The sequence below is a fragment of the Aliinostoc sp. HNIBRCY26 genome (assembly GCF_050235535.1).
Classification (GTDB): Bacteria; Cyanobacteriota; Cyanobacteriia; order Cyanobacteriales; family Nostocaceae; genus Trichormus.
The window spans coordinates 6,268,702-6,281,613 of record NZ_CP189852.1 but is presented as its reverse complement, the minus strand read 5'-3'; the positions used below and the strand labels follow the sequence as shown (position 1 = coordinate 6,281,613).

The 12,912-nt window shown below is 38.5% G+C and carries 9 protein-coding genes; 6 read left to right on the top strand and 3 right to left on the bottom strand.

Going from position 1 to position 12,912, the window contains the following annotated elements; all coding sequences use genetic code 11:
- Position 1: 1 nt before the first annotated feature.
- From ACQFX9_RS26555 to ACQFX9_RS26545, 3 genes are all read right to left on the bottom strand, one after another.
- The gene (locus ACQFX9_RS26555) at positions 2-4,228 is read right to left on the bottom strand and encodes an SDR family NAD(P)-dependent oxidoreductase (protein WP_427159543.1); all 4,227 of its coding nucleotides are present in this window, start codon (positions 4,226-4,228) and stop codon (positions 2-4) included.
- 695 nt (positions 4,229-4,923) lie between these two features.
- The gene (locus ACQFX9_RS26550; RefSeq protein WP_427159542.1) at positions 4,924-5,739 is read right to left on the bottom strand and encodes a DUF3598 family protein; all 816 of its coding nucleotides are present in this window, start codon (positions 5,737-5,739) and stop codon (positions 4,924-4,926) included.
- Between the two features lie 73 nt (positions 5,740-5,812).
- Positions 5,813-6,718 (bottom strand): cell division protein FtsX, encoded by a 906-nt coding sequence (locus ACQFX9_RS26545; protein WP_427163012.1) that lies wholly within the window; start codon positions 6,716-6,718, stop codon positions 5,813-5,815.
- 141 nt (positions 6,719-6,859) lie between these two features.
- Here ACQFX9_RS26545 and ACQFX9_RS26540 point away from each other — a divergent pair, with 141 nt between their 5' ends.
- The 6 genes from ACQFX9_RS26540 to recJ all read left to right on the top strand — a co-directional run bounded on the left by ACQFX9_RS26540 (position 6,860) and on the right by recJ (position 12,159).
- The gene (locus ACQFX9_RS26540; RefSeq protein WP_427159541.1) at positions 6,860-6,982 is read left to right on the top strand and encodes a hypothetical protein; all 123 of its coding nucleotides are present in this window, start codon (positions 6,860-6,862) and stop codon (positions 6,980-6,982) included.
- 32 nt (positions 6,983-7,014) lie between these two features.
- Positions 7,015-7,578, top strand: coding sequence for a peptide deformylase (def, locus tag ACQFX9_RS26535; RefSeq protein WP_427159540.1), 564 nt, complete (start codon positions 7,015-7,017; stop codon positions 7,576-7,578).
- 12 nt (positions 7,579-7,590) lie between these two features.
- Entirely contained in the window at positions 7,591-7,794 is a 204-nt protein-coding gene (locus ACQFX9_RS26530; RefSeq protein WP_103136319.1) for a hypothetical protein, read from the top strand.
- A 263-nt stretch (positions 7,795-8,057) separates the two neighbouring features.
- Positions 8,058-8,861, top strand: a complete 804-nt coding sequence (locus ACQFX9_RS26525) for a PD-(D/E)XK nuclease family protein (protein ID WP_427159539.1) — start codon at positions 8,058-8,060, stop codon at positions 8,859-8,861.
- 154 nt (positions 8,862-9,015) lie between these two features.
- Complete coding sequence (locus ACQFX9_RS26520) at positions 9,016-9,642, top strand: GNAT family N-acetyltransferase (protein WP_427163011.1); 627 nt, start codon at positions 9,016-9,018, stop codon at positions 9,640-9,642.
- 222 nt (positions 9,643-9,864) lie between these two features.
- A complete protein-coding gene (recJ, locus tag ACQFX9_RS26515; RefSeq protein WP_427159538.1) occupies positions 9,865-12,159 on the top strand; it encodes a single-stranded-DNA-specific exonuclease RecJ in 2,295 nt (764 codons plus the stop codon).
- Positions 12,160-12,912 lie beyond the last annotated feature (753 nt).

Genomic DNA, 12,912 nt, shown 5'->3' with positions numbered 1-12,912 from the left:
TTTATAAATAATCCTCTTCGTATTCTTCTGCGAGTGTTTCAGTAAAGGAATTTTTATTTTGAGTTACTGCTTGAATTGCTACAATTGTCTGAGCTAAATCAGCAATAGTAGGTGCTTGGAACAAACGCTGTAACGATAATTCCACAGCGAAATCTTCGCGTAAACCAGCAATCACTTGTCCAGCAAGTAAGGAATTTCCCCCCAGTTCAAAAAAGTTGTCGTAAATGCCTAGCAGTTGCACTTTCAAAACTTGCTGCCAACATTCAGCAATTTTCATCTCTATTTCGTTGCGTGGTTCTATTCGCTCTCTAGTTTCCTGAGACTTAATGTTGTTAATGAGGCTAACACGATCAATTTCGCCATTTTCCAAACAAGGAATTTCTGGAATTTGTACCAAGTCGCAATTACAAGCATTATCAAAGCGGTCTTGTACTCGTAAATTTGATAACTTAACTTCGTTAAGTCTAGAAGTAAAATAAGCAGTTAACTTCTGCAAATTAAATATTTGAGACTGCCAACATTGAATGTTTTGATTGCTTCCATCTAAACCTATCAATACATTTGTTTGCTGATGTTGTAGACTAGCAAGCATTGAAGATATGGCTTGGGAAGCAGACATAATATAAAAACCTTTGGCGCGGATCAGATTCTTCATCTGATATCCTTGGCTCATGCCTTTGTCATCCCACATACTCCAACTGAAACAATAGCTGGCTAATTTACCCTGGGCATTTTGGTAATGAGAAAAACAATCTAAAAAGCTATTAGCAGCAGCATAAGCTCCGACAGCGATGCTCCCAAAAAAGCCGTGTGCTGAAGAAAAGTTAATAAAAATATTGTCTTGATTGTGTTTAATTAATTGATGCAGTACCCAAGCTCCTAAAACTTTAGGACGAAGTATAGAGTTTAAACTTTCCTGAGTCTCATTAATTACCAGTTGCTCATGAAAAGTTCCAGCTAAATGCAGTATGCCATCTAGGTTTTTACCCCATTGAGCTTGAGCTTCGTCAACTGTGATTTGCAACTGTTTTAAATCACAAATATCCACAGCTTCGTAGATTACCTCTCCCCCAAGTTGTTTTAATTCTTGATAGATTTTGAGGCGTTTTTCTGAAGTTAAAGGGGTTCTGCCGACTAACAGTAATTTGGCTTGATAATGTTGCAGTAAATACCGAGCAACTTCGACACCTATACCACCAAGTCCGCCTGTGATTAAATAAATCCCACCTTGCTTGAAGGTAATTGAAGGTTGAGATTGGCTGATAAAATCGACTTGTTCTAGTCGGGAAACAAAACGCTGTCCATTCCTGTAAGCTACTTCTCGTTCCTTGGCAAAAATTTGGCTCTCTTTTAAGATAAATTCTCCATTTATTTCCGTTTCAGCAAAGGGTAAATCAATGTGACGACAATTTAACCAAGGTAATTCTTGGGGAATGGTTTTCAGTAGTCCTAATACTGCTGATTTCTCATAAGCTATGGGGTCATCTGAGGCAATAGCCTGGATATGAGAAGAAATAAATAATAATTGGACTGAATGATTAACACCTTGAACTTTGGCTAAAGCTTGAGTCAAAAATAATAAACTATATATGCCGTATTCTTGTGCTTGTTCTAAAGTGTCAATGCTTTTGACTTCGCCAATATATTGGTTATAAGTCCATAGGTGAAGAATTTGCCCAATAATGATATTATCTGCTGCTAAAGATTCGAGTAAAAGTTGATAATCTTTGGCTTGTCCTGGTGTGATGGTGTAGTGTGTGTGATTGATTTTGCGGAAATCTTCTCCAGGTGAAACACTTATATATGGCAGGTTATGTTCTGACAATATTTGACATAAATAAGAACCCAAACCATCAGCATCTAAAAATACTAATGTGGAATTAGTAGCAGTGAAAGCAGAATTAATAGTAATGGGATTTTTGGATTGCCAAACTTGACGATAGAACCAATTGGGAATAGTGTTAGCATTACCCAGTAATATATCAATGCGTTTAGTAATTGATTGAAATTCGCCTTTTTGGAAACGTTGGCTGAGTTGCGATCGCTGAATTTTTCCTATGGCAGTTTTCGGAATAGTTTCTTTATCTACTGGAATCAGATAATCTGGATTTATCCGCACTTTATTGACTACAGAAACGCGAATTTCTTTAAGTAGCGTTAATAAACTGGCATCCTCAGTAATAGAAGTATGGAAAAATATTGCTAGTTTATCTGTGTTAATTCCTGATTGTCTGACTGCACAGGCTGCCGTATATGAAACTTCTACTCCTGCTAGTTCTTCAACAGCAGCTTCAATTTCGTGACAGTAGTAGTTCAATCCATTAATAATAATGACATCTTTGATTCTTCCAGTAATAGTTAAGCGTCCTTGATTAAGAGAACCTAAATCTCCCGTATTAAACCAACCATCAGATGTAAAAACTTCTTGATTTGCCTGGGGATTTTGATAATAACCTTTAGTAACAGACTCACCTTTTACCTGTAAACGTCCAATAGTATTTTCTGTTACTATCTGTTCATTTTCGTCAACAATGCGTAATGAAGCACCAGAAATTGGTAGTCCTAGTTCAACAAATGAAGTTTCATCTGATGAAGATTCTAAAGAAAAACTGTCAGAGTAAGTAAGACCAGAGGAAGTTTCACACATTCCAAAAGCTGGATGAATCGCATCAGTTGGCAAACCATGACAACTCAGCAGTTTTAAGAAATTTCTGGCTGTTTTTGTCACAATTGGTTCTCCAGCGTTGATAATAAACTTCATGGAGGATAAATCCCAATTCTGACGATTAATTTTAGTATTGCGATCGCGCTGTGTTTCGTAAGAAAGGTTGCCAAGGGCATCGCAAATTAGGGAAAAAGCAAAATTAGGAGACCAGCTAATGGTAGCTTGATGTTTATCAATCAAATCTAGCCATTGGAGTGGTTTCTGCACAATTAGGTTAGTAGGTACATGAATTTGCTGACAACCTAAACTCACAGCCATAATACTCAGCGAAACTAGCGCACCCACATGATCTAAAGGCATCCAGTTTAAAACGCTTTCCTGACTGGAAAAATCACCCATTAAAATTAATCCAGTCGTCATACTCAAAATGTTGTGATGATTTAACATCACACACTTGGGTATTCCGGTGCTGCCTGAAGTTAAAAGCAATATTGCTAAATCCTCTGGCTGACTTTGATGGTAGTTTAAATCTGGTTGATATTCACGTAATTTATTAATAGTTGCAATCTGAAAATTTTCTAAGTTTAACAGCTTAAAAAAATCATCAATATCGTTGGCTAAAACAACACTCGTCAAAATAAGAGGTTTCCCCAACATCTGCCAAGTGTTTTGCAATTTACTGGCGGTACTATTAGCTAATTCATAGCTTGAAGCAATAGATACTGGCACAGGAACAAAGCCACCTAGCACACAACCCCAAAAAGCACAGATAAAATCTTGATTATCTTTTAGTTGAAAAATTACTTTGTCTTGAGGTTTAAGTCCTAGTTTTCTCAATCCAGCTAAAATGCGTTGAGCATCTTGCCATAATTCTTTGTAAGATTGAACTTGCTCACTGCCATCAGATTTAATGTAAATAATCCCTTTAGTGGAATTTTTCGAGGCTTGTTGTAATACTTCTATTAAAGTTTGAGGAGCATCTTTAGAGTATTTAAGTGGTTCGCCGCAACTAATCGCTAACTTTTTGGCAGAAGATAAATTTTTGTTTTCTATTGTCTGACTATGGGTGTTTATTTGTATCGCTTGGTTATTTTCATCAAGATTTACTTGAGCTTCACCTAGTAAATCATCTAAATGTAGAGGGAGAATTTTGTTAACAACAGGTTCAGCAACAACTGCGACACGCTCAATTTCTGGTAATGACTCTAATTCTTTTTCTAAACTACGCATTAACTCAAAGTCAATCACTTCTAAACTGGCTAGACTCACTTCGTCTACTTCCCCTGCGGCGGTTAGGGGTATGGTGGAGACTGCTACAAATGCTGTAGGTATTAATTCTTGAGGCAGAATTGTTTGCAGATGAGACGATAATTGCTCTGGTATAAATAAACCCGATGGAACTACATAAGCAACTAATTCCTGTTGTTGCTTTGGTGTTTGTTTCTCTCGGACTAAACAATCACTTACAGTCAAACTCGACAAGATAGCAACTTCGATTTTTCTATAGAGAGAAATTTTATCATTTGATGTTGCTAAAATTTGACTATGATTATTTAACTGCATTAGCCTCTATGTCCTTATTAATATTTATTATTTATAAAGTTAATATAGGTTTTTAATTAGGATTTATTGTTCTTATTTATAGGGTTTTATGATTATTCAGCAGATAGATAATCCCAGTTTTAGCAATAAAATGCAATAGTAGTTAAGACATTTAATAAGACAGTTAAGAAATTTAAGGAGACAGTTAAGACATTTAAGGAAATTAGAAATATCTAAAAATCAGAAACTATATTGATGATTTGTAAGGTCGGGTTCTGTGAGATATCTACGTTAGAAAAACAGATTTTTTTGAAAACCCACCTTTACTATTTTGTTTACTATCTTGCGGGACTAGTATTAAAAACAATTTTATTATCCAAAATTTTAAATTTAAAATTCGCAGGTTCAACAGTCTACTAGTCTGCCAAATAAATTATGAGATGTCAGAGATTCCCGTAAAAAAGTCTATTGTGTATACACAAGTCTTATAATTTTGTCTATACGGTTCAGTTAAGGTGGTGAGAGTTAATTTCTCAATTTTTGCTCTGCCTATTAGACAATGAGCAAGATTTGGGGGATTCTCCCCCAAGCCCCCGATTGGGGGACGGTTGCGTCCCCCAAACCCCCTCCAAAATCATTTTTTCGTTCTTTGTTGAGTGATAATTTGCTGGCTTGGTTGAAATTTATTTTTCTTAAGTTTTCAAACAACCTCTAAACTACAGCTTAACTCGCTGTTCTGTTACAAGAGTCAGACTCACCCATTCGCCTTTATTGTTATAACTGCGAACCATACGCTGGCGGAGGTTTGGTTGAATTAACCAACCTACTTCTAAAATTAATCCTTGATTGAATTGTGGGTTGAGAGGAGAAGTTGCGGAAGCACCATTGGGGAGGAGTAAAACTTGTACTTGTCTTTGGGGATTTTGGTCAAAGATGATGGTGTTACCCTGAATCGTAGCAGTTGAAGTAATTGTGCGATCGCTAAAATTCAAAGTTTGAATTAATCGCCCGTTGTTGTCGAGTGTTAGTGTGAGATTAGTTGAGAATGTATCAGCAGGATTCAAATTAGCATACATAGTTATCGCTTCACCTTGCCATTCTCCCAACAAGTCATTTACCTGCAAACGAGGAGTTTCTATTGGTTCGGTACCGGCTAAGTGTTCAGGAATGAGAGTGATTTGATATAGTTGTCCACTTTTATTGAATAACTGAAGTAGCCGCAAACGACGATTTTCGTAGATTAATCCCAGTTCTGCACCAAATGCGGTAAACGGTGCGAGTTGAACTGTACCTTGCGAAAATGAGCCATTGGGAAAAAATAACGTAGTCCGAGGTAGGGAAGTGTAGTCTAAAACTAAATCAGCTTGTCCTTCGCGGCGCACAACCTGACGAATAGTCTGATTATTGTTCAAACCTTCAAAAGAAACAACACTTTTTACACCTTCTAAAAGTTCCCCTTGGGGTGAAAAGCGAATGAATGAACCTTTCCATTCACCAAGATTTTTTAATAGAGATTCCCATTGAGATGTCATGGTTAGTTAATAGTCAATAGTCAATAGTCATTAGTCATTAGTCATTAGTCATTAGTTATTAGTTAACAATTTGCTAAATTTTTTTAACTAAGCGTCTGACTGCAAATAAGCTGCCTATTAATCCTACACCTGCGCCGAAACTTAATAACATTAGGGGTAAAAACAAAATTTGCCCTGGTGTGAGTTGTAAACCGTTGGTGATAAATTGAATAAATTCTGGTTGATTGGTGAGCATTCTAGAAATGAACTGCTGAATTACGGAAATCAAACTCCAGGCGATCGCACCTCCTAGTAAACCAAAGGTGATTCCTTGTAAAATAAACGGGAGATAAATCCACGCCGACGTAGCACCCACTAGCTGCATAATTTCAATTTCCCGCCGACGCGCCAAAACAATCAGACGAATAGTGGTAGTGGTGACTGCGATCGCGGTTAATGTCAAAATACTGGTAATCGTGACAGTAATCCAATTTAAACCCCGATGTAACTGGGCGATACGTTTGACAGCTTCATCTATATACTGCACCGTTTCTACACCTGGTAATTTCGCCAGTTGCGTCGCTAAATTCGGCACAACTTGAGGGTTACGTGCTTTAACTTTCATCTCATCAACCAAGGGATTTTCCCCTAACTGTTGTGTCGCATTATCAATATCCGAAATCCCCAATTCTCTAACTAACTTAGTCCAAGCTTGTTCCTTGGTGATAGTTTGTATATGTACCACATCTGGCATTTGCACCACCGATGTTTCAAGATTTTGGGCGCGTGTGTCAGTATCTAGATAAACTGACACCTCTAGTTGACTACCAAATTGATTGAGGAGTTTTTCAACTTGCCAAGAAGTCTGCAAACTCAAACCAAATAAAAATAATAATACGGTAACTGTACTAACAGCCGCCCAATTCATCCACCCACCACGCAACAAACCCAGAAAGGTTTCCTTGAGGAGATAGTCAAGTTTTGTCAGGAATTTGAACATAGTCAATAGTCAATAGTCATTAGTCAATAGTCAATAGTCATTAGTCAATAGTCAATAGTCATTAGTCAATAGTCATTAGTCATTAGTCATTAGTCATTAGTTATTAGTTATTAGTTATTAGTTTTTTGCTCCTCTCCTACCTTGTCTACCTTGTCTACCTTCCAATCCCCAGTCCCCAATCCCCAGTCCCCAGTCCCCAATCCCCAGTCCCCAGTCCCCAATCCCCAGTCCCCAGTCCCCAGTCTCTTGATAGAATTAAACTAATAGGAATTGTCAAAATCTAGCCGTCGAAAGTCATGCCCTCTGAAATTGCTGTTGAGAAAAAAAAGTTAAAAAATCCGCCTTTGAAACTCCACTATCTAGGCGATCGCGTTCTGCGTCAACCTGCCAAGCGGATAAATAAGGTAGACGATGAAATTCGTCAACTTATACGCGAAATGCTACAAACTATGTACAGCAATGATGGCATAGGTTTGGCTGCACCCCAAGTTGGAATTAATAAGCAGTTAATTGTAATCGATTGCGAACCGGATAACCCTGATAATCCGCCATTGGTTTTGATTAACCCCACCATTAAACAAGTCAGTCGCGAAGTTTGTACGGCGCAAGAAGGCTGTCTGAGTATTCCTGGTGTGTATATGGATGTTAAGCGTCCTGAAGTGGTGGAAGTGTCTTATAAAGACGAAAATGGCCGCCCCCAAACACTTAAAGCTACTGACTTACTCGGACGCTGTATACAGCATGAAATGGATCACCTCAATGGTGTAGTGTTTGTAGATCGTGTAGACAACTCCTTGACTTTGGCACAAGAGTTATCTAAGAATGGCTTCTCGTATCAAGCAGTCAAACCAGTAGAGTAGGGTGGTCTAGTAGTGTATTTAACTCCAAAAAGTGGTTTTTTTCTAGCTAGCTCTTGTGTAACAGCGATCGCAGCTGTTGGTTCAGTGTTTGAATTAAGTTCAGGACAGCCAGATTTAGGCGTACAAATCACCGCCATCATCTTAGCTTTGAGTATTCCTCTAACTGGTTTATTTTTTGTTGCCGCAGTTAGGGACGCAAGGGCTAACATTAAATAAGCATCAGGTACATAAAAAGGGAAAAGGATGAAGTTCACTAGTAAGGTTCATTCTTTTCCCTTTTCTCATGGTTTTAGGGGTGTAGGGGTATAAGGGTGTAAGGGTGTAAGGGTGTGAGGGTTTGGGGGAAGCAAGAGAAGAAAAACTGCACTCAGCACCGGCTAAACTCCCCGCTACCGCTAACAGCACTTTCAAGACGGGTAATCTCTCATTCACCCCTACACCCCTATACCCTCACACCCTTACACCCCTACAATGAGAGAATGCTGACAACTTCTACTCAACTATTACGACTTTCTCAAGGACATCTCAATTTACTAGAGACTTGTCCCCGTAAATTTCAGCACACTTATTTAGAACAACTCAACTCGCCTTTAGATCCTGAACACGAAGCACGTCAGATTTTAGGTAGTCGCTTTCACCTGCTAATGCAGCAGCGAGAAATGGGTTTACCAATTGATCATCTCTTAGCCGCCGATACACAATTGCAAAGTTGGATGTCTGCTTTTGCTGACGCAGCACCAGAGATTATCCAAACCACAACGAATGCTGAAATCTTTCGGGAAAGCGAACACTACCGCACCTTGCAAGTGCAAGATTATTTACTAACTGTTATTTATGATTTACTCATTGGGGATAACCAACAAGCTCAAATCTTAGATTGGAAAACTTATCCCAAACCGCCAGATAAACGCAAGTTAGCCCAAAACTGGCAAACTCGGCTATATATGTATGTCTTAGCGGAAACTAGCACCTATTTACCAGAAAATATTTCTATGACCTATTGGTTTATCCAATCTGAAGGTAAACCACAAAATCTGAAATTTACTTACAGCACTAGCGAACACGAAAAAACTGCGAAGAAACTTCATCAGTCGTTAAATAAATTAACTAATTGGTTAGCACTTTATCAACAAAATCAACCCTTTCCCCAAGTGGCAGAAGGTAATAAAGCTTGTAACTATTGTCAGTTTGCTATGAGGTGCGATCGCATTCCCACTACTGAAGACACCAGCAGCCAAAATAATTTACCAAATATCGCTAATATTCAAGAAGTAACAATTTGATTGGGGATTGGGGATTGGGGATTGGGGACTGGGGACTGGGGACTGGGGACTGGGGATTGGAAGGTAGACAAGGTAGACAAGGTAGATTTCATACCTATGCCCCATGCCCCATGCCCTATGCCCTATGACCAATTCTTTTACACCCTTAATATTTATGACAAATTTTGATCAAAATGATGCTATTTATGTTCGCGAATTAGGGATTGATGATATTGCCCCCGTTTATCATTTGGGAGAAGAATTATTTACTAGTGATTTATATCCCTATCTATACCGTACCTGGGATGAGTGGGAAGTCATCGGACTTTACAACACAGATCCAGAATACTGTCTAGTGGCGGAAACAGATGGAGAATTAGCAGGATTCATTTTAGGGACGATTATTACTAAAGCATCTTGGACTTATGGTTATATTTTATGGTTGGGTGTCAATCCTAAATTTCAGCGTCAAGGAGTTGCAGACAAGTTAGTTGATAAAGTTGTTGCTCGCATGATTGAAGATGGCGCAAGATTTATGTTAGTGGATACTGATCCTACTAATATACCCGCCGTGAAGTTTTTCAATCGTAAAGGCTTTGGTAATATCCGCCAACATATATTTCTATCAATGAATTTAAGCAAACATCCCTATTATGGCAGACTAATTGATTATGAACATCAAAAAGCAGAAAGGGCAGGTTATAGACGTTCTCGTCCTGCAATTCGCGCCCGTAAACCTGATGGATTTGCTAATGAAGTAATTTTAAATCCTCTCGTCAATGAGCCTATAAATAATGAATAATTTATATTGTGATTTTTTGAATTTTGTAGTCTAGTAGGGTGCGTTAAAGCAACGCGTAACGCATCGCACCATAATCACACGGTGCGTTACGGCAATTTATACTGTCGCTCATACTCAAATCCTGAAAATGCCGTAACACACCCTACCTAATATTTACTTTATCAATAATCTCTAAATTTCTGAATACTAACTTTAAAGAATATTCAAATTTAAATTAATTCAATGCAGTGGATTTTAGCAACAACTGAAGAACCACCAGCGTGGTTTATCCAATTAATCAAACAGTACGCGCCTGCATCATCAAGTGGATTATTTGCAGCCCAATTGTTATGGCAACGGGGAATTCAAGATAAATCACAATTAGCTGCTTTTCTTAACCATAAAACATATCAACCCGCTAGCCCCTTGGAGTTTGGGCAAGAAATGCACTTAGCAATGGCGCGTTTACAACAAGCACGCAAGGTAGGTGAAAAAGTAGCGATTTGGGGTGATTTTGATGCTGATGGAATTACCTCTACTTCTGTACTTTGGGATGGCTTAGGACAATTTTTTACTCAACATCAACAGTTAACTTATTACATTCCCAATAGATTAAAAGAATCCCACGGTTTGAATGAAATTGGTATTAATAACTTAGCGGCACAAGATTGTAAATTAATTGTCACTTGTGACACTGGCAGCACTAATATTGATGAAATTATCTATGCTCAAAAATTAGGTATAGATGTCATAGTCACAGACCATCATACTTTACCAACAGAACGTCCACCAGTCACAGCAATTATTAATCCCCGTTATTTACCCAAGGAACATCCACTGTATAATTTGTCTGGGGTGGCGGTGGCTTATAAATTGGTGGAAGCCCTTTATCAAACTTTACCTGATATTCCCCAAGACCCATTAGAGAATTTATTAGATTTAGTTGCGGTTGGTTTAATCGCTGATTTAGTGCAGTTAAGTGGTGATTGTCGATATTTAGCACAGTTAGGAATTCAAAGACTACAAGCGGATTTGCAACAACCACCTACACTGCGCCGCAGGCCAGGAGTAGGGCGATTATTGGAATTGTGCCAGAAAAGTGGCGATCGCCCCACAGATATTTCCTTTGGTTTAGGGCCACGCATCAATGCAGTTAGCCGCATCCAAGGTGATGCTAGTTTCTGTGTAGAATTACTCACCAGTCGCGATGTGAAACGCTGCAATGAACTCGCAGAGGTCACAGAACTAGCCAACGTGCGCCGCAAATCTCTGCAAAAAGACGTACAAACCCAAGTTAACCAAAAACTCAGCCAGTTAGACCTTTCAACTACTAGTGTCATCGTCCTCGAAGACCCCCAATGGCCAGCAGGTGTCTTAGGCTTAGTCGCTGGACAAGTCGCCCAAGAAACAGGCCGCCCAACGATTTTGTTGAGTACGGAAGGGAATGGAGAACTAGCACGAGGTTCAGCCCGTTCAATTAACTCCGTTGATTTATATCAGTTGGTGAAAGACCAAGCTTATCTATTACATCGTTTTGGCGGACATCCCTATGCTGCTGGGTTGAGTTTACCAGTGGAAAATATTCCTTTATTTCGAGATGCGATTAATCAGCAATTACGGCAAACTTTAGGTGGAATCAATCTTACCCCTACGGTACAAGCAGATATTGTAGTGACAGTAGCCGATTTGGGTAAAGAATTATTTTTAGAACTCAAATTATTAGAACCTTGTGGGATGGGAAATCCTGTGCCTAAATTATTTATTAAAAACTGTTGGTTTGAAAATACTTGGCATCGCAATCAACAAGATTCACAAGGGAAAAAAGTACAGTATATTAAAACCGATTTTGATATTCGCGATGATTCTACTAGAAATCCTTTTCCTGGGATTTGGTGGGGACATTATAAAGAAGAATTACCCGTGGGTAGATGTGATTGTATTGCTGAATTAGACTATAACACTTTCAAAAAACGCTATGAAATTAGATTAATTGCTGTTCGTTCTAGCGAAAATTCAACACCACAAACCCAACATTCCGCAAATATTCTAGATTGGCGCAATCTCTCCGAGTCTCTCGTCCCTAATTCCCCATCTCTGATATTAGAAGAATGTCCGACTCATTGGGATGATTTGCGTGCTTGGTGGCGGCGATCGCTATACAATCATCAACAATTAGCTTTAGCTTGGTCAAAACCTGATCATAAACCACCCAAGGCAATTTGGTTGACACTTGTGGGTATTGCTAAATACCTGAGTCGAACAAATCAATTAGTCACCCGTGTACAACTTTTAGAGAAATTGGGAATCAGCGATCGCGCTTTATTTTTAGGCATTAAGGCTTTAAAATATTGGGGATTTACTGTCACAAGACAAGACCGTAATTTGCAATTTACTTGGAATTCTAGCAGCCTCTTGGAGACGAAAGGTGATGTAGCTGTAGCAGAATTTCTCGCTGCTGTGAGTGAAGAACAATTTCAGCAGCAGTATTTTGCGGAAGTTCCTTTGTCTACTATTGTGGCGATGGTGAATCAGATTTGAAGACGCAATTCCAAGATAGGACTTCCAGCTAAAAACATATACTATCACTGTTTGGGCAGGGGAGCAGGGGGCAGGGAGCAGGGGGACAAAGGAAATTATGGCGATAAATCGGGTAATTTAGGCTTTTGGACTCTCTTAATATTTCGGTATCTACTTTAAGACATAATTTTACTAAGATGATTTATGTCTTCAGATTTATGAATTATTACAGAACAATCCTTATAGTTAAGTTCGTAGGTGGTAATACACCTAATTAGTAAGTGAGGCTGACAATCATGTTGATCTATTTATCTAGAAATAATTTTCGGACGCATTCATCAGAAAGCTGCGATCACTATTCAGAATAAGTTAATCATTGCAGCTACAATAATATAAATATTCCCAGTCGCGCCGTCTACTTTGGGAATTGATCAGCAATTATGTCAACGTGAATATTCCAGATAAATTTTCCTTGAATTAGGAAACCATTTTTACTTGCCATCATCTCATCATCGTTCAAGGAAATTCAAAAATGAATCTAATACTCTGATGATATCTTGCACTTGCATCAGAATATTCATAGATCAAAAATTTCTTGTGTTTTCAATAATCTAGCATGATATTGGATAGGGTTAATCTGTCTGTATAACTCTTATTTGATTTTTGCAATGCACATTGCTCAAGTCTTGGTGAGTTTAGTCCTTACGCCTAACACATCCTCGATAGACTTATATTTGTGCAGAAATCAAGTGTAAGAATTTAGTGATCAAGAAA

Coding starts and splice junctions, on each gene's coding strand:
- ACQFX9_RS26525 (WP_427159539.1), top strand. CDS start 8,058: ATGCTGACAACTTCTACTCAACTATTACGACTTTCTCAAGGACATCTC.
- ACQFX9_RS26545 (WP_427163012.1), bottom strand. CDS start 6,718: ATGTTCAAATTCCTGACAAAACTTGACTATCTCCTCAAGGAAACCTTT.
- ACQFX9_RS26550 (WP_427159542.1), bottom strand. CDS start 5,739: ATGACATCTCAATGGGAATCTCTATTAAAAAATCTTGGTGAATGGAAA.
- ACQFX9_RS26520 (WP_427163011.1), top strand. CDS start 9,016: ATGACAAATTTTGATCAAAATGATGCTATTTATGTTCGCGAATTAGGG.
- ACQFX9_RS26555 (WP_427159543.1), bottom strand. CDS start 4,228: ATGCAGTTAAATAATCATAGTCAAATTTTAGCAACATCAAATGATAAA.
- recJ (WP_427159538.1), top strand. CDS start 9,865: ATGCAGTGGATTTTAGCAACAACTGAAGAACCACCAGCGTGGTTTATC.
- def (WP_427159540.1), top strand. CDS start 7,015: ATGCCCTCTGAAATTGCTGTTGAGAAAAAAAAGTTAAAAAATCCGCCT.